10 protein-coding genes and 4 tRNA genes are annotated in these 17,306 nt (G+C 65.9%); 9 read left to right on the top strand and 5 right to left on the bottom strand.

All coding sequences use genetic code 11. The features are described from left to right. Window positions 1–3: 3 nt before the first annotated feature. Window positions 4–3,864 carry a two-component regulator propeller domain-containing protein gene (locus AM586_RS26385; RefSeq protein ID WP_047822720.1) on the bottom strand — a complete coding sequence of 1,287 codons (3,861 nt, stop codon included), beginning with the start codon at window positions 3,862–3,864 and terminating at the stop codon, window positions 4–6. Window positions 3,865–3,973: 109 nt separating this feature from the next. Here AM586_RS26385 and AM586_RS26380 point away from each other — a divergent pair. The 5 genes from AM586_RS26380 (at window position 3,974) to AM586_RS26360 (ending at window position 5,874) form a co-directional block, all read left to right on the top strand. Then, window positions 3,974–4,050: transfer RNA gene (locus tag AM586_RS26380), tRNA-Arg, on the top strand. Between the two features lie 138 nt (window positions 4,051–4,188). After that, window positions 4,189–4,265 (top strand) — tRNA-Arg (locus AM586_RS26375). A 252-nt stretch (window positions 4,266–4,517) separates the two neighbouring features. Beyond that, window positions 4,518–4,594 (top strand) — tRNA-Arg (locus tag AM586_RS26370). Between the two features lie 168 nt (window positions 4,595–4,762). Continuing rightward, a tRNA-Arg gene (locus AM586_RS26365) sits at window positions 4,763–4,839 on the top strand. Between the two features lie 423 nt (window positions 4,840–5,262). Continuing rightward, a complete protein-coding gene (locus AM586_RS26360; RefSeq protein ID WP_047822628.1) occupies window positions 5,263–5,874 on the top strand; it encodes an FxDxF family PEP-CTERM protein in 612 nt (203 codons plus the stop codon). A 129-nt stretch (window positions 5,875–6,003) separates the two neighbouring features. Here the strand turns inward: AM586_RS26360 and AM586_RS26355 are convergent, their stop codons facing one another. Both AM586_RS26355 and AM586_RS26350 read right to left on the bottom strand, forming a co-directional pair. Beyond that, window positions 6,004–7,917 (bottom strand): ATP-binding protein, encoded by a 1,914-nt coding sequence (locus tag AM586_RS26355; protein ID WP_082439555.1) that lies wholly within the window; start codon window positions 7,915–7,917, stop codon window positions 6,004–6,006. Continuing rightward, window positions 7,914–8,525, bottom strand: coding sequence for a YfiR family protein (locus AM586_RS26350; RefSeq protein ID WP_082439554.1), 612 nt, complete (start codon window positions 8,523–8,525; stop codon window positions 7,914–7,916). Before AM586_RS26350 ends, AM586_RS26355 begins: the two co-directional genes overlap by 4 nt. Window positions 8,526–8,937: 412 nt before the next feature. Between AM586_RS26350 and AM586_RS26345 the strand changes: the two genes are divergently transcribed. The 3 genes from AM586_RS26345 (at window position 8,938) to AM586_RS26330 (ending at window position 14,152) form a co-directional block, all read left to right on the top strand. Further along, a complete protein-coding gene (locus tag AM586_RS26345) occupies window positions 8,938–9,777 on the top strand; it encodes a response regulator (RefSeq protein ID WP_047822623.1) in 840 nt (279 codons plus the stop codon). Window positions 9,778–10,014: 237 nt separating this feature from the next. Then, window positions 10,015–12,993, top strand: a complete 2,979-nt coding sequence (locus AM586_RS26335; protein ID WP_082439553.1) for an ATP-binding protein — start codon at window positions 10,015–10,017, stop codon at window positions 12,991–12,993. A 145-nt stretch (window positions 12,994–13,138) separates the two neighbouring features. After that, window positions 13,139–14,152 carry a diguanylate cyclase domain-containing protein gene (locus AM586_RS26330; protein WP_047822619.1) on the top strand — a complete coding sequence of 338 codons (1,014 nt, stop codon included), beginning with the start codon at window positions 13,139–13,141 and terminating at the stop codon, window positions 14,150–14,152. A gap of 145 nt (window positions 14,153–14,297) precedes the next feature. Here the strand turns inward: AM586_RS26330 and AM586_RS26325 are convergent, their stop codons facing one another. After that, the gene (locus tag AM586_RS26325; protein WP_047822617.1) at window positions 14,298–14,744 is read right to left on the bottom strand and encodes a hypothetical protein; all 447 of its coding nucleotides are present in this window, start codon (window positions 14,742–14,744) and stop codon (window positions 14,298–14,300) included. Between the two features lie 261 nt (window positions 14,745–15,005). Between AM586_RS26325 and AM586_RS26320 the strand changes: the two genes are divergently transcribed. Next, entirely contained in the window at window positions 15,006–16,640 is a 1,635-nt protein-coding gene (locus AM586_RS26320; protein WP_047822714.1) for a response regulator, read from the top strand. Window positions 16,641–16,658: 18 nt separating this feature from the next. Here the strand turns inward: AM586_RS26320 and AM586_RS26315 are convergent, their stop codons facing one another. Further along, entirely contained in the window at window positions 16,659–17,177 is a 519-nt protein-coding gene (locus tag AM586_RS26315; protein WP_082439552.1) for a hemerythrin domain-containing protein, read from the bottom strand. Window positions 17,178–17,306 lie beyond the last annotated feature (129 nt).

The raw sequence follows: 17,306 nt of genomic DNA, 5'->3' as shown, positions 1-17,306 counted from the left end.
CTCTCACTGATCGGTTGGTAAAGGAAGCGCCTGCGCTGCGCGCAAGGGCAGGTCGAGGATGAAAACGGCGCCGCCGTCCGCGCCGCTGTCCACGCGAATGGTCCCGCCCAATAATGTCGTCACGATGTTGTAGGCGATGTTCAGCCCGAGCCCGGTCCCGCCCTGCCCCATCCGCGTCGTGAAGAAGGGATCGAAGATCCGCGACAGGCAGGCCGCCGGGATCCCGCGCCCATCGTCGCGGAACTCGATCCGCACGCGGTCCGGCCCCGGCATCGCAGCCGCCAGCACCATGGTTCCGCCCGGCCCGTCGAAGGCATGCAGCAGCGCATTGTTGACGAAGTTGATCATGACCTGTCCCAGCGGCCCGGGATAGCTGTCCATCACGATGCCGGGTTCGACCTGGATCGAGAGCGCATGCCCGCCGCGCCGCACCTGGTTCATGATGGTGGCGGCGATCTCGTGGCAGGCCTGGGCCAGGTCGAAGCGGCGGCGCTGGGTGCTGGCCTGGTCGACCGAGACCTGCTTGAAGCTGTTCACCAGTTCGGCCGCGCCGTGCAGGCTGCGCTGGATCAGGGCGCTGGCTTCGCCGGCGGCGGCGATCCAGCCTTCCAGGTCCGACTTCTTCAGCTTGGCCTGGGCGAAGCGCGCCGCCAGCATCTCGGTCTTTTCCTGCAGGGTGCTGGCCATCAGCAGGCTGTTGCCGATCGGGGTGTTCAGTTCGTGGGCGACGCCCGCCACCAGCGAACCGAGCGAGGCCAGCTTCTCGCGGGCCGCGAGCTGGGCCTGGGTATCCTTCAGCTGGCGGTAGGCGTCGGCGTTGTCGAGCGCCACCCCAAGATAGGCGGCCAGGGTGCTGAGCATGTCGAGCTGCACGTGCTGGTAGGCGCGGCGCGTGCGGCTCTGCACGCACAGCACGCCCGGCGTCCGCACGCCCACCACGATCGGCACGAAGACCAGCGAGGCCGGCGGATGCGCGCCGGGCGTCTCGGGCACCTCGCCGATCCAGCGCGCGGCATCGCGATCGAGGTCGTCGATCAGGATCTCTTCGCTGTTCTCCATGCAGCGCCGTCCCAGCGCCAGCACGCGCGCGCTGCAGCTGTCCCAGGCGCCGATGCGATGGCCATTTTCCATCACGAAGGGATAGTCGAGCTGTCCGCCCGTCTGCGCCACGCCGATCGCGAACAGCTGCGCCTCCATCAGCTGGCGCACCTGGCCGTAGACATTGGCCATGATCGCTTCGCGATCGAGGTTGGCGGTCAGCTCGCGGCCGATGTCGGACAGCAGCGCGATGTTGCGGCGCGCCTGCAGCGCCGCTTCCTTCTGCTGCTCGGCCGCTTCCTTCTGCAGCACCAGTTCGGCGGTGCGGGCCCCGACCGTGCGCTCCAGGCGCTCGGTCTGCTGGACCAGCACGCGGATGCGCAGGCGGTAGATGGCGACGGCGGCGCCCAGCAGGGCCAGCGTGACGAGGAAACGGAACCACCATGTCATCCAGAACGGCGGCGCGATCGTGATGCCGAGGCGCGCCGGCTTGTCGCTCCACAGGCCGTCCTTGTTGGCGGCGCGGACCTCGAACACGTAGTGGCCCGGGTCGAGGTTGGTGTAGGTGGCGAAGCGCTTGCTGGCGTCGGCCTCGGTCCAGTCGCTGTCGAAACCGTCCAGGCGGTAGGCGAAGCGGTTGCTTTGCGGGTCGGCGTAGTGCAGCGCCGCGAACTCCAGCGTGAACACGGAATCGCGGTAAGGCAGTTCGACCCCGGACGCGGCGCCGGCGCCCTGCGGCAGGCGCGAACGGTTCTGCACCAGGAAATCCGTGATCACCGGCTGGGCCGGATAGGGATTGTCGCGCACCGCATCCGGCATGAAGGAAGTCATGCCGTTCACGCCGCCGAAGTGCAGTTCGCCGTCGGCGCCGCGTGCGCCGGCGCCGACGAAATAGGTGCCGTCCAGCAAACCGTCCTTCGCGCTGTAGCTCTTGAACTGGCCGGTGGCCGGGTCGACACGGGTCAGGCCGACCGTGGTGCTGACCCACAGCTCGCCGTGTCCGTCTTCGAGGATCGCGCCGATCGGCACCGGCTCGCGCCCGGCCGTCACCGGAAAATAGCGGAACACGGCGCCGCCGCCGGCGTCGCGCTCCATGCGGTGCAGGCCGGCCGCGGTGCCGACCCAGAGCTCGCCCCGCGCCGACTGGTACAGGTAATAGATGCGGTTGTGGCGCAGGCTGGACGGATTGCTTTCGTCGTGGCGGTAATGGGTAAAGGTGCCGCTGGCGCGGTCGAGGCGGTCCAGGCCGTTCTCGGTGCCGACCCAGATCGCGCCCTCGCGGTCTTCGAGCAGGGCGAAACCGTAGTTTTCGGCCAGGCTCTTCGGGTCGCGCGGATCGTGGCGCCAGATGCTCAGGATGCGCCCGTCCGGCGCCAGCAGGAACAGGCCGCCGCGGGTGAGCACCCACAGGCTGCCGGCATGGTCGAGCATCAGGTCCTGGACGGCGTTGCCGGCCGCATCCGGGCCCAGCGCCACCATCGTGAAGCGCCCGCTGCCGGCGTCGCGCCAAGACAGGCCGGTCGCCGAGCCGACCCACAGGCGGCCGCGTCCCGGCAGCACCGCGGTGATGGTGTCGTCCGGCAGGCTGCCGGGTCGCGCCGAGTCGTGCCGGATGCGCTCGACCTGTCCGCTGATCGGTTCGAGGTGGATCAGCCCGGAGCCGGTGGTCCCCAGCCACAGCCTGCCGTCGGCGCCGGCGGCGATCGCCCTGATCTTGCGGCTGGGCGTTGCAGCGCGCTCGCCCGGTTCGGCCGGCAGCAGGGTGAAGCTGCCGAAGCCGCCGCTGGCGAGGTCGGCGCGGTTGAGCCCACTGAACAGGGTGCCGACCCACAGGGTGCCGGTGCGGTCGACGCGGACCGCGCTGACCTGGTTGTCCGACAGGCTGTGGCGGTCGAGCGGGACGTTGGTGTAGCCGACGAAGCGCCGGCTGACCGGGTCGCGCCATTTCAGGCCGTCGAGGTCGGTGCCGACCCAGAGGTTGTTGCCGGCGTCGTGGTACAGGGTCAGGATGCCGCTGTCGCCCACGCCCTCTTCCGGGCCGATGTGGCGGCGCTGCGGCTGGCCGTCGCCGGTGCGCCAGGCGTCCAGGCCGGCGGCGGTGCCGATCCACAGGGTGCCGTTCTGCCCGATCGACAGCGACAGCACGGTGTTGCGCTTGACGCCGCCGTGCGGGTCGATGTCGTAGTGGCCGAAGCTGTCCGATCCGGCCGGCAGGTGGTCGATGCCGACCCCGGTGCCGATCCACAGGCCGCCGCGTCCGTCGAGCGCCAGCGCGGAGACGCGGTCGTCGCGCAGGCTGGCGGGCTCGCCGTCGGCGTGCCGGAAGGTGCGGAAGCGCCCGCTGGCCGGATCGAGGTGGACCAGGCCGTCGCCGGTGCCGATCCACAGGCCGCCGGCGCCGTCGCCGGCAATGGCGGTGACGGCGCGGTTGCGCGTGCTCCGCTCGCTGCCGGAGACGAAGGGATAGCGGATGAATTTCTGGGTCGCCTCGTCGAAGCGCACTAGGCCGCCGCGCGTACCGAACCAGAGCCGCCCTTCCCCATCTTCATGGGACGCCTGCACGAAGTTGTCGGGCAGGCTGGCGGGATCGGCCGGATCGCTGCGGAACGCACGGATCCGGTAGCCGTCGTAGCGGTCCAGCCCGGCCTGGGTGCCGAACCACATGAAACCGGCCCGGTCCTGCAGGATCGTCTTCACGGTTTCCTGCGACAGGCCCTGCTCCCGGTTCAGGTGTTCGAAGCGGAGGCTGCGCGGTGCGCCGGCCTGGACTGGCAGGCTGAAGAAACAGGCCAGCACGCAGACTGCGGCGAAGAGAGAGCGGAACATAAAGGCGGTTTTCCGGGGTACAGCCTTCAATCTACCAGAAGCCCTCGTAATGTTGAGAAAAATTAAGACTTCCCCCGGCAGGATGTCACTGCTATAATGCATGCATCGGGCGGCTGTAGCTCAGCTGGATAGAGTACTTGGCTACGAACCAAGGGGTCGTGGGTTCGATTCCTGCCAGCCGCACCAACATTTTCAGGACGAATGGCTCAGAAAGCGATTTCTGGGCCATTTTTCTTTGTGCCCCGCCCTGGTTTGGCATGCAGCGATCGTCTTCCCATGAGGGCTTTGCCAATTCCAAAAGGGCTGCTATAATGCGTGCCTCGGGCGGCTGTAGCTCAGCTGGATAGAGTACTTGGCTACGAACCAAGGGGTCGTGGGTTCGATTCCTGCCAGCCGCACCACTTATGCATGAGGAATGGCTCAGAAAGTTCTGCTTTCTGGGCCATTTTTCTTTTCCACACCCCCCTCCTTGCGCGGCATTCAGGAATCGCAGGCAGTGCCGGGTATTTCCTGCAGCGCCTGAGGTAATCCGTCGATCAATGCCACCCGGCTGTCCCGGCAGGTTCCCCAGCCGGAATCGCGATATGACAAGATGACAGGCATGCAGATGGACTTGGCCAATCACAAACCCGCTGCTATAATGCGTGCCTCGGGCGGCTGTAGCTCAGCTGGATAGAGTACTTGGCTACGAACCAAGGGGTCGTGGGTTCGATTCCTGCCAGCCGCACCACTTTTTCAGGACGAATGGCTCAGAAAGCGATTTCTGGGCCATTTTTCTTTTCTGTATCGTGATTCACAAGCATATTGTCAGCCGATTCCGACCAACGCGGACTCGTCTGTCAGAGCGTCGGCCAGTCCTTTGCCAAATGGCAAAACTCCGCTATAATACGTGCATCGGGCGGCTGTAGCTCAGCTGGATAGAGTACTTGGCTACGAACCAAGGGGTCGTGGGTTCGATTCCTGCCAGCCGCACCAACATTTTCAGGACGAATGGCTCAGAAAGCGATTTCTGAGCCATTTTTCTTTGGCTCTTCCATACACTCTTCCATATAAGCGCTCCCATCCGGAAACTTCCTTGCCGAGCGTTCAATAAAAATTCGCTAACGACAATGAGCTCTGCCACGGAGTTTCTCGCGTCTACGGGTAGGACAGGTCCTACAAATACTTGGCAACCCTGATAATTTTTTCTACCCGTCAACGCAAATTTGCTCCTCTCCTCTATGAGAATCGGGTAAAACGCGAATCTTGAGAGAAACTATTGAGCAGAGGCACATTTCTACGAAGAAGCGCACACATCAGGGGTTTTCCATGCGCTTTATCGACATTTTGATACGATGAAGTTCCCCGATTCTTGAAAACCAAGCTGCAGGACGCGGCTGTTTCTTTGCGAGGTAAGAAATGAAAAAATCTGTGATCGCTGGTATCGTATTTGCTACCGCAACCTTCGGTTCTTCCGCCGTCATGGCACAAACGACTGGTGGCACCACCACCATGATCGGTAACACTCCGCAGGTACTGGACCTGACCGCAGGTAGCGGCTTCTTTGGCGATACCTTCGCCAACAACAACATGGGTGCCACCTTCGCCGACCACTTCACCTTCTCGGTGAACGGCACCACCAGCTCGAACTTCGATGCCATCATCTCGTCGATCAGCCGCTCGGCAGACACGGGCCTGGATATCAGCGCCCTGTCGCTGTACCGTGTCGGCGGCGGCACCGGCACCACCGGTACCGGCATGGACACCCTGGTCTCGTCGGGCACCTCGCTGCAGAAAGGCGCGATGGACGTCTGGACCCTGTCCAGCGACAACCTGACCGCCGGTAACTACTATGTCCTGGTCAGCGGCAACCTGGTGTCGGATACCTCGGCCTCGTTCGGTGGCGCCGTGATGATGTCGCCGACCGCGCCGGTTCCGGAGCCGGAAACCTACGGCATGATGCTCGCCGGCCTGGGCGTCCTCGGCTTCCTGGCCCGCCGCCGCAAGGCAGCTGGCAAGCAGGCTGCGTAAGCTCCAGCGTCCGTCCTAGACGGCATCAAAGCGGAAGCGCGCAAGCGCCTCCGCTTTTTTTACGTCCGCCTCTTTACGTCCGCCTCTTTACGTCCGCTTCTTTACGTCCGCTTCTTCACGCCCCGGCATTCAGGTGCGCAGCTTCTTGATCAGGCTGCGGTTGCCGAGGATCTCCTCGATCTGTTCGAAGCGGACCGGCTTGACCATGTGGTGGTCGAAGCCCGCCTCGAACGCCAGCTGGCGATCCTTTTCCTGGCCCCAGCCGGTCACCGCGATCATCACCGTCATCGCGCCGCAGGACAGGCCGCGGATGCCGCGCGCCAGGTCGTAGCCCGACATTTGCGGCAGGCCGATGTCGAGGAAGGCGTAATCCGGGCAGAAACGCTTGGCCGCCGCCAGCGCATCCGGGCCGTTGTGGGTGATGACCACGCTGTGTCCCATCGCCGTCAGCAGCGCGCCGATGCTGTTGACGAAGTCGACGTTGTCGTCGGCCAGCAGGATGCGGTAGGTTTCGCCGCCGATGAAGGCCGCCGGGGTTGGCTTGGCCAGCGGTTCCGGATCGACCACGATCGGCAGGCGCACCACGAACTGGCTGCCATGTCCGAGGCCGGCGCTATGCGCCTCGATGGCGCCGCCGTGCAGTTCCACCAGCTTGCGCGCCAGCGACAGGCCGACGCCCAGGCCGGCGGTCGAACGCTCGAGGGTCGAATCGACCTGCACGAACATCTCGAACACCGTGTCCAGCATCTCCGGCGCGATGCCGATGCCGGTGTCGGCTACCACCAGCACCAGGGTGCGGTCGTCGACGCTCGCCTTCAGGCTGACGCGCCCGCCACGGTTGGTGTACTTGGCGGCATTGTTGAGCAGGTTCGACAGGATCTGCGCCAGGCGCGTGGCGTCGCCGTTCAGGAATACCGGACGGTCCGGCAGGTCGATCTGCAGCTCGTGGCCGTGCAGGTCTATATAAGGACGCACCACTTCGAGCGCATCGTTGACCACGGCCTTCAGCTCGACGCGGCCGGACTTGATCGTGAACTTGCCGGTATTGATGCGCGAGACGTCCAGCAGGTCGTCGACCAGGCGCACCATCTGGCGCAACTGGCGTTCCATGATGTCGGTGGCGCGCTGGGTCGACTGGGCGTCGCCGCTGCGCAGGCGCAGGATGTCGAGGCCGGTCCGGATCGGCGCCAGTGGATTGCGCAGCTCGTGCGCCAGGGTCGCCAGGAACTCATCCTTGCGGCGGTCGGCCACGATCAGCGCATTTTCGGCGCGCTGGCGCACTTCCATCTCGTGCTCCAGGGTCGCGTTGGCCTGCTGCAGCGCGTGCGAACGGCGCCCGATCTCGGCCAGCATGTCGTTGAAGGCGTCGATCAGCACCCCGATCTCGCCGCTTTCCTTGCCGGGCACCCGCAGGCTGAAGTCGCGCCGCTGCATCACCTGGCGCGCGACGTCGGTAACGGCTTCCAGCGGCCGGGTGATCGCTTCCTGCAGGCGCGACGCCACCAGCCAGGCGATCGCCAGCGCGCCCAGCATCACCGCGACCAGGATCGCGCCATAGCTGAACAGGCGGTCGAGCAGGCCGTAGCGCGCGCGCAGGTAGACGGTGCCGACCATGTCGCCGTTCTCGACGATATTCCGGAACACCACCAGTTCGCTGCCCTCGATGCGGTAGCCGGAGGCCTGCGGATGCTCCGGCAGGCGCAGCGCCGAACCGGATGCCGACGGCCCCAGGTAACCGGCGAAGCGCGCCCCGCTGCTGGTATAGATGGCGGCCGCCAGGATCTGCGGGCGCACCTTCAGCACCGCCAAGTTCTGGCGCGCTGTCTCGTTGTCGTTGAAGGCCAGCGCCGGCGCGGTCACGCGGGCCATGATGTCGGCCTGGGTCATCAGGTCGTCGGTCCAGTAGCGCTGGAAGGCCCGCAGGTCGACCAGCAGCATCGCCACCGACGCCACCACCAGGGCCGCCAGCGTGGTCGAGACAGCCATGAGAATCATCTTGCGGCGCACCGAGCCGGTCTCGCGCATACTCATTATCGAGCTCATTGCTGCGCTCCTTTCTGCACCCGGTTCGCCACCGTCAGCAGGCGCGAACTGAGTTTGATGCCGTTACGTTCCGCCGCATCGAGGGCGACGTCAAAGCGCACGCGCTCGTCGACGATGCGGAAGTTGATTGCGCTGCCCAGCTGCAGGCCGCCGTCGCATTCGGTCACGACCAGCATCGCGCCGCCGGCCGCCCGCACCAGGCGCCCTACCCGGCCGGCATCATTGCCGCCGATGAACAGCAGGTGCACCGGGGTGCCGATCTCGGATTCGCGCAGCACGCGCACCGTAATCGGCCGGCCGTTGACGGTGCGCCCGCTGACGATGCGCGCCAGTTCGGTCGCCAGTTCGTCCGCCCCGACCACGCCGATCACCACCGGGCTGGCCGCGTCGGCAAAGGCGCCGGACGGGAATTCGGCGTAACCGAGGAATTTATACAGGAAGGCCGCCTTCACGCGCCGCTCGAGGGCGGGGCTGGTGACAGCGTTTTCGGCGCGCGCAGGCGACACGATGCCATTCTCGACGCACAGAGCGGCCGCGCACAGCAACGTCCAGCCGGCCAGCCGGCGACGCAGGCCGCGATTCGGTGATGAGCTCGGGTGACGGTGCATCGGCCGGATCAGGAAACGAAGACAGCGGTGGAGAATGCGGACCGCCGCGCCTGCCGTAAAGACGGCACCCCGGATAATGCTGACGGCATCGGAATACTCATGATCATCTTGCTATCGTAGATCATTTTCCCGAGTGCACCAAGCGTGCGCGCGTCGATACCCTCTTAAAGCACTTTTGCTGTGCTATTTAAACCATCAATGACCGTCATTACAAATCTAAATTGGATTTCTTTTTTGCGATGCAGCATCATGCTCCTGTCTCCTCTATTCTCCTCCAAGGATAGATTCAGCCCGCTCCCGTAGCGGGCTTTTTTTTTGCCCGCGCGCCGGCGTGCGTACGGGCCGCCCCGCTTGCCGGATTTGGTGTAGGATTTCGTACTTTTCGTTTCGATAACAACATTTACATCCTGCCATGATCCAAACCGGACAGTCCGCCCGTTCCTCCAGTTCCTTCGACTGGTCCGCCAGTCGGCTTGGCGAGCCCGGCCAGTGGCCTGCCCCCCTGCGGATGGCGGCCGACCTGATGTTCAACCTGCCGCTGCCTGCGCTGCTGGTATGGGGCCGCGGCATGACGGTGCTGTTCAACGAAGCTTACGGCGCCCTCGCCGGCCCCGGTTACGGCAAGGTTCCGGGCGGCAGCGTGCCGCCGGTGATGCCGCCGCCGCTGGCCGCCGCCGCGTCCGAGCTGGAACGCGCCTGGAACGGCGAAGCCGCGATAGCGGCTGGACGCTCGCTCGCCTTCGCCGGCATGCCATCCGCCGGCGCGACATCCCATGACCTGCGCTTCACGCCGCTGCGCGCGGCGGACGGCGGCGTCGCGGGCGTGCTGTGCGTGCTGGCCCCGGCCGCCCCCGCGGCGCAGGCCGCCGAAGAGGTTGCCGCCGGTCCGCTGCGCATCCTGGTGGTCGAAGACAACGTCGATTCCCAATACCTGGTGTGCGAAATGCTGCGCGCCTTCGGCCACGAGGCGGACGGCGTCGGCCATCCGGACGATGCGCTGACGCGCCTGGCGGCGAATCGCTACGACGTCCTGTTCACCGACGTCAGCCTGCCCGGCATGTCGGGGGTCGAACTGGCGCGCAAGGCGGTCGGCGATGCGCCGGCGATGCAGGTGATCTTCGCGTCCGGGTATGGCGACACGCTGCTGCGCCACGTCGAGTTCCCCTACTTGTCGCTGCAAAAGCCCTACGAACTCGATCAGCTCCAGGGCGCCCTCGACAAGGTGGGCGCCCAGAAGCAGGCGCGTGGCTGAGGCGGGCAACGGTGTGCATCGAAACGCTTTGGCTGGGCTAGAATCCATGTACGGCTTGCTATCGACGCAGGGCGGGACCGCCCGCGCCTTCTTCGCGGCGGCCCTTCGAGCGCGCCCACAGCCACCAACGATGACCCTGACCGATATCACCGCCCGCATTGACCGACCGCCCACGCCGCTCCGGCACGGCGGGATCACGGCCATGCCTGCCGCCGCGGCGACGCTCACGGAGGTGCGATGAGCGACGAGCTGAGCCAGGCCAGGGAAGCGCTGCGCCGCGCCAACGAGCGCATGGAGAACATGCTCGAGAGCCTGTCTGACGGCTTCTGCGCCGTCGACCACGACTGGCGCATCACGTATATCAATGGCCGCACGCTCGAAATGCTGGCGCCGCTGCAACGCACCCGCGCGAGCATGGTCGGCAACGACCTCTGGGACGCCTTCCCCGAGCTGCGCGGCAGCCCGCTCGAGGCCCTCTACCGCAATGCGATGGCAAGCCGCGAGACGGCGATCCACGAATTCTTCTATCCGGCCCTGCGGCGCTGGTTCGAGGTGCGCGCCCATCCGTCGCCGGATGGACTGACCCTGTACTTCCAGGACATCGACCGCCGCAAGGCCGACCAGCAGGCTCTCCTGATGGGCAACAGCCGCCTGCAGGTGGCGCTGGCCGCCGGCGGACTCGGCGACTGGCGCTGGGACGCTGCCAGCGATCGCCTGACCCTGGGCGAACGCGCCGCCGCCATCTTCGGCCTGCCCGCCGAGACCCCGCTGGACTGGAGCGAGCTGCGCGCCCGCCTCGACCCGAACGACCGCGAACCGGTGCGGCGCGCGGTCCTGCAGGCCTTCGCCGGCCACAACGACCTCGAACTCGAATGCCGGCTGCTGCCGAATGGCCACGAGGCGCGCTGGGTGCTGCTGGTCGGTCGCGCCGACCATGCCGACTCGGAGCGCCGCGGCGGCGTGCTCGGCATGATCGGCGTGGTCCAGGACATCAGCGCCCGCAGGAGCGCCGAGGACACCCTGCGCCAGAGCGAGGAAGTGCTGCGTGCCCTGGCCAACACGATCCCGCAGCTGGCCTGGATGGCCCAGGCCGACGGCGCCATCGTCTGGTTCAACGAGCGCTGGTTCGACTACACCGGCACCACGCCCGACCAGGTGGTGGGCTGGGCCTGGCAATCGACCTGCGAACCGAGCGTGCTGCCGGCCGTGATGGAGCGCTGGCAGGCCTGCGTGCGCAGCGGCGACCCGTTCGAGATGGAATACCCGATCCGCGGCGCGGACGGCAAGTACCGCTGGTTCCTGACCCGCGTGAACCCGGTGCGCGACCGCCACGGCCTGGTGGTGCGCTGGTTCGGCACGAATACCGACGTCGACGAGGTCAAGCGCGCCGAACAGGCCTTGCGCGACGAGTCGCACGTGCTCGAACTGCTGAACAGCACCGGCAGCGCCCTCGCCTCCACCCGCGAGCTGGGTTCGCTGCTGCAGGCCGCCGCCGACGCCGCGACCGGCATCGCCGGCGCCCGCCACGGCGCCTTCCTGTACCACGGCCGCGATGGCGCGGACGGCAAGATCTTTTCGCTGTACACGGTGTCGGGCGCCAGCACCGCCGAATTCGAGCCCTTCGGCGAAGCCGGCCCGAATGCCCTGTTCGGCCCCGGCATGCCCAGCCAGGGCCCGGCCGTCCACGACGTGATGCGCGCCGACGACGTCACCCATGATCCGCGCTTCCAGGACGGCGCCCCGTTCGGCCTGCCGGCCGGCCATCCGGCGGTGCGCAGCTACCTGGCGGTGCCGGTGGTCGCGCATTCCGGGGAGATCCTGGGCACCATGTTCTTCGGCCATCCGGAAGCGGGCGTCTTTACCGAGCGGACCGAGCGCATCGTGCGCGGCATCGCCGCCCAGGCCGCGGTCGCGATCGACAATGCGCGCCTGTATGAAGCGGCGCAGCGCGCCGCCGAAGAGCGCAAGGTGCTGCTCGAAAACGAACGGGTGGCGCGCGCCGAGGCCGAGCGCACCAGCCAGATGAAGGACGAATTCCTGGCGACCCTGTCGCACGAGCTGCGCACGCCGCTGTCGGCGATCCTGGGCTGGGCCCAGGTGCTGCGCCGCGGCAGCCGCGACCAGAACGACCTGCAGAAAGGCCTGCAGACCATCGAACGCAATGCGCGCGCCCAGGCCCAGCTGATCGAAGACCTGCTCGACATGAGCCGTATCACGTCCGGCAACGTCCTGCTCGACATGCAGATGATCCCGCCGACCGGCTTCATCGACGCCGCCATCGAGACCGTCCGCCCGGCCGCCGACGCCAAGAACATCCGCATCGAGAAACTTTACGAGACCGACCCGGGCATGATCGCCGGCGACCCGGCGCGCATGCAGCAGGTGGTGTGGAACCTGCTGTCGAACGCCATCAAGTTCACGCCGCGCGACGGCCTGGTCGAGGTGATCCTGGCGCGCAACGAAGCGAACGTGAGCATCACCGTGCGCGACAACGGCGCCGGCATCAAGCCCGAGTTCATCACCCACGTGTTCGAGCGTTTCCGCCAGGCCGACGCCTCGATGACGCGCCGCCACGGCGGCCTGGGCCTGGGCCTGGCGATCGTCAAGAGCCTGATCGAACAGCACGGCGGCACCGTCCGCGTCGAGAGCGCGGGCGAAGGCCGCGGCGCCAGCTTCACGATCGAATTGCCGCTTGCCAAGCAGCAGCCGGCGACGGGCCGCTCGGCGCGCGCGGCGATGATCCTGCCGAATCCCAGCACCCCGGAAATGACGGTGCTCGACCTCAGCGGCGCAGACGTGCTGGTGGTCGACGACGACCGCGATGCCCGCGAACTGATCAAGCGCATCCTTACCGATTGCGGCGCCACCGTGCGCATCGCCGCCAGCGCCCGGGAGGCCTTCGCGCGCTTCCGCGAGGCGGCGCCGAATCTCCTGATCAGCGACCTCGGCATGCCCGAAGTCGACGGCTTCGAGCTGCTCGACTGGGTGCGCCACCTGGGCAAGGAAGAAGGCAGCCAGGTCCCGGCCATCGCCCTGACCGCGTTTGCGCGCTCGGAGGACCGGCTGAGCGCGCTCGAGGCGGGCTTCTCGGCGCATATCTCGAAGCCGGTCGAGCCGAGCGAATTGATCGCGACGGTGGCGTCGGTGGTGGGTCCGAGCGCACCCCTGGCGCACCGTATCGCGGCCCCCGCCATAGGGCAGAACGGGGTGCGCTAATATGTTGTTGTTGTTCCTACCCACGCACGCGGCGCTGTCCTACAAGAAATTCTCTGGCATTTGCTAGACTTAGGAATGTTGTGCTGAAGGTGGGTCCGGGGTCGTTCCTGCCCGGCCGTCAGCCCTTGATTCGACGAGAGTACGCATGCCCAGCCGCCAAGACATCCTGAACGCAAAGATACTGGTTGTAGACGATTCCCCCGACAATATCGAGTTGATGGAAGAGATATTGCGCGAGGAAGGCTACACCGATGTCAGCTCCACGATGCTGCCGGAGCAGGTATGCCCGCTGCATCGCGAACATAACTACGATCTGATCCTGCTCGACCTGCAGATGCCGGGCCTGAACGGCTTCCAGGTCATGAAGGGCCTGAAGGAAATCGAACAAGGCGGTTATCTGCCGGTATTGGCCCTGACGGCCCAGCCCAGCTTCAAGATCGCGGCCCTCGAAGCCGGCGCCCGCGACTTCATCAGCAAACCCTTCGACCTGCTGGAAGTGCACAAGCGCATCCACAACATGCTCGAAGTACGCCTGCTCTACAAGGAGCTGGCCCAGTACAGCCGCGCCCAGCAGGAACTGGCGCTGCACGACGCCCTTACCGGCCTGCCGAACCGGCGCCTGCTGGAAGACCGCATCGAGACCGCCCTGCAGCACGCCAACCGCAACCACCACAAGGCGGCGGTCATGTACCTGGACCTGGACGGCTTCAAGGCGATCAACGACACCTACGGCCACGCCTATGGCGACGAGATCCTGAAGATGGTGTCGCAGCGCCTGCTGTCGAACTCGCGCAAGGAAGACACCGTGGCGCGCCTGGGCGGCGACGAATTCATCGTCCTGCTGGGCGACATCCACAGCCTGGCGGACGCCCAGGGCCCGGCGGCCAAGCTGGTAGAAGCCCTGTCCGAGCCCTTCTTCATCAATGACCTGACGCTTCAGCTGTCGACCAGCATCGGCATCAGCATGTACCCGGACGACGCCGAAAATGTCACCGAGCTGATCAGCATCGCCGACTACGCCCTGTACGAAGCCAAGCGCGCCGGCAAGAACCGCTTCTGCGCCAACGGCAGCGCCGCCCGCAAGGCAGCCCAGTCCGTCAAGCCGAGCGTACCGGCTCCGGCGCCGGCCTCGTCGCCGGAGCTGGCGCAGCACCGCTGAGCGCTCGCTGCGCCGATTGGCACCGACAATGTTCATACGTCGTCCCCGCGCAGGCGGGGACGACGATCTTAAAGCAAACAATATAAAAACAAACCGGGCGCAGCCGTTTCCGGCTGCGCCCGCAGGTGTTACCCAATCAGGACAATCAGGCCGCGCCGGCCGTCTTATCGCCCCCCGGCCCCAGTGCATTGCAGCCGATGGTTTCCCGGTTATGCGCCTCGATGGCAGCGGCGCCCTGGTGATCCGAGCTGGCGTCGACCTTCTCGGGCGCTACTTCGATGCGGGTGATGCTGGACTGGATCGACACCGGATCGCTGGCCGGGAAGGTCATCTCGACGGCGTCGTCGATCAGCGCCTCCTTGGCCACGTTGGCGCTCGGCTCGGATTCGGCCGTGGCCATGGTGCGGATGGCGCGGGCCCATTTGACGGCCTTCAGTTCGGCCAGTTCGCCGATCGTATTGATGCCGAAGGCATCACGCAAGGCGTCGGCCTGCTGTTGTGTCATGCCGCGCAGGCAGGTCACCGGCTGGTCGACCAGCTCACGGAAGCATTTATCGTGGTGGGTGTCGTTTACGATGATGTCAATATTCATGTCTGTCCTTTCAAGTTGGCGCCTGTCTTCCATTGACACGGTTGAACCAGACACGTTTCCACTATCGCACACCCCTTTGAAGTGCGTATGTGCGGCACCGTACCGTGGTGCCGGGGTGCGCACGATTGGTTTTTGTCTTTACCGGGCCCGTGCTATCATGACTAATTGCAACAATTCTTCCAGATTTATTTTGCAATGGGGCATGCCCTGTTATCCTTGCAAAGTTTGTGAATACAATGCATTGACGCCCGCGTGAACGCCGTGCCGAACCCCGATAAGCCAAAGATCCTTGTCGTCAACGACGATGCCGCCAGCCTGCTGGCGCTTACCAGCCTGCTCGAACAATGGGCCGAGGAAAGCAACTACGAAGTGCTGTCGGCCCGTTCGGGCCAGGACGCGCTGCGTCAGGTGCTGCGCCACGACTTCGCCGTGATCCTGCTCGACGTGAACATGCCGGGCATGGACGGTTTCGAGACCGCCGAAGCGATCCACCAGCGGCCGCGCTCGGCGGACATCCCGATCATTTTCGTCACCGCCTTCCTGGCCGACGAGATCGACCGCCTGAAGGCCTACCAGCGCGGCGCCGCCGACTTCCTGTTCACCCCCGTGATTCCGCAGGTGCTGCGCGCCAAGGTACAGGTCTTCGTGGCGCTGGCCACCAAGAACGAGCAGCTCAAGCGCCAGGCCGAAAAGCTGTCGCAGCGCACCACCGAGCTGACCGCCACCAACAAGCGCCTGGTGCGCGAGATGGAAGAGCGGCGCGCGGCCGAGCGCAAGAGCAGCGCCAAGGACGAATTCCTGGCCATGCTGGGCCATGAGCTGCGCAATCCGCTGTCGGCGATCAGCAGCGCCTCTTCCCTGCTCGGCTTGCCGGGCGCCGGCGCCGAATCGGTCGGGCGCGCGCGCCTGATCATCCAGCGCCAGACCCAGCACCTGTCGCGCATCGTCGACGACCTGCTCGACCTGTCGCGCGCGATGTCCGGCAAGATCCTGCTGTCGAAGAAGCGCCTCGATATCGGGCCGCTGGTGTCGGGCTGCCTGGACACCTTCCGCGCCACCGGCCGCACGGCCGGCTACCAGCTCGGCACGCGGATCGGCGCCGGCTGGGTCGAGGGCGACCCGACCCGCCTGGAGCAGATCGCCACCAACCTGATCGACAATGCGCTGAAATACACGCCCAGCGGCGGCGAGATCGAGATCGCCATCGACACCGTGGGCGAGGACGTGGTGCTGACCGTGCGCGATTCCGGCGTCGGCATTCCCCCCGACCTGCTGCCGCATGTGTTCGACGTGTTCGTGCAGGGTTCGATCTCGATCGACCGTTCGCAGGGCGGACTGGGGATCGGCCTGTCGCTGGTGCGGCGCCTGGTCGAGCTGCATGGCGGCAGCGTCAGCGCCACCAGCGTCGGCAACGGCGGCGGCAGCACCTTCGAGATCCGCCTGCCGCGCACCGAGCCGGCGGAAAACATGGACGCGCCGGCGAGCGCCGTCAACGCGGATGCGAAGCCGACCGTGCTGCTGATCGAAGACAATGACGATGGCCGCGAGATGATGGCGACCATGCTGGGTTCCTACGGCTATCCGGTGATCCAGGCGCGCGACGGCCTGGAGGGCGTGAAGCTGGCCGTCGCCGAGCGTCCCGAAGTGGCGCTGGTCGATATCGGCCTGCCGGGCATCGACGGTTACGAAGTCGCGCGCCGCCTGCGCAAGGATGCGACCACCCGCGGCATCCGCCTGATCGCCCTCACCGGCTACGGCCTGGCCGAAGACCAGCGCCGCGTACTGGAAGCCGGCTTCGACCTGCAGATGGTCAAGCCGGTCGATCTGGCGGCCCTGCTGGCGCAGCTGGCGGAACCGGCCGAGACGGGCGCCCCGGCCGACGTGCTGAAGGTCTGAGCGTATCCGGCGCCCTGATTACAGGGTCGACAGGATTTCCTGCTTGCGCTGCGCCATCTCCTGGCCCAGCGCCATCAGGTCCAGGCCGCTCTTCTTGGCCTGCTTGAACATCTCTTCTTCCTCTTCCTTGACGTGGTGCTCGATTTCCTCGCCGAGCACCTTGACCTTGGCGTCATACAGGTCTTCGTCCGGGTCCATTTCCTGCAGCTGCTTGATCAGGTCCTTGGCGGCCTGGTGCTCGACCACGGCCTCGTCGACCATGTCATCCGAATCCTTCACCTGTTCGCGCACCGCGGGATAGAAGATTTCTTCCTCGATCTGGGTATGGGCGATCAGCGACTTGCAGATCTTTTCGGTCAGCTTCTGCTTGCTGGCCTTGGCGCGGTCGCCCAGCTCCTCGAACTGCTTGAACATTTCCGACACTTCGCGGTGGTCGGCGACCAGCAGGGCGATGGCGTCCTGCCCGGTGATCCCGGCGGCGTGGATGGCGGCGTTTTTCGCGGCGGAACTTGCGGTGGTATTCGATTTGGTGCTCATTGTGTTTCCCCTCGTGATTGGATGGCCGACGTGCAGCCGGTAGCGCCAGCTTCACCCAAGCCGCCCCCGGCGACTGTACGGAAACACACACTGGGATTTCCTGCGCGACGTCAGGAGCCAAGCTGTTGT

The organism is Massilia sp. WG5 (assembly GCF_001412595.2).
Taxonomy (GTDB): Bacteria; Pseudomonadota; Gammaproteobacteria; order Burkholderiales; family Burkholderiaceae_D; genus Telluria.
Note: the sequence above shows the minus strand (reverse complement) of the source record. Positions and strands in the feature narration are given on the sequence as shown.

Coding starts and splice junctions, on each gene's coding strand:
- AM586_RS26350 (WP_082439554.1), bottom strand. CDS start 8,525: ATGCACCGTCACCCGAGCTCATCACCGAATCGCGGCCTGCGTCGCCGG.
- AM586_RS26345 (WP_047822623.1), top strand. CDS start 8,938: ATGATCCAAACCGGACAGTCCGCCCGTTCCTCCAGTTCCTTCGACTGG.
- AM586_RS26325 (WP_047822617.1), bottom strand. CDS start 14,744: ATGAATATTGACATCATCGTAAACGACACCCACCACGATAAATGCTTC.
- AM586_RS26315 (WP_082439552.1), bottom strand. CDS start 17,177: ATGAGCACCAAATCGAATACCACCGCAAGTTCCGCCGCGAAAAACGCC.
- AM586_RS26360 (WP_047822628.1), top strand. CDS start 5,263: ATGAAAAAATCTGTGATCGCTGGTATCGTATTTGCTACCGCAACCTTC.
- AM586_RS26330 (WP_047822619.1), top strand. CDS start 13,139: ATGCCCAGCCGCCAAGACATCCTGAACGCAAAGATACTGGTTGTAGAC.
- AM586_RS26335 (WP_082439553.1), top strand. CDS start 10,015: ATGAGCGACGAGCTGAGCCAGGCCAGGGAAGCGCTGCGCCGCGCCAAC.
- AM586_RS26355 (WP_082439555.1), bottom strand. CDS start 7,917: ATGAGCTCGATAATGAGTATGCGCGAGACCGGCTCGGTGCGCCGCAAG.
- AM586_RS26385 (WP_047822720.1), bottom strand. CDS start 3,864: ATGTTCCGCTCTCTCTTCGCCGCAGTCTGCGTGCTGGCCTGTTTCTTC.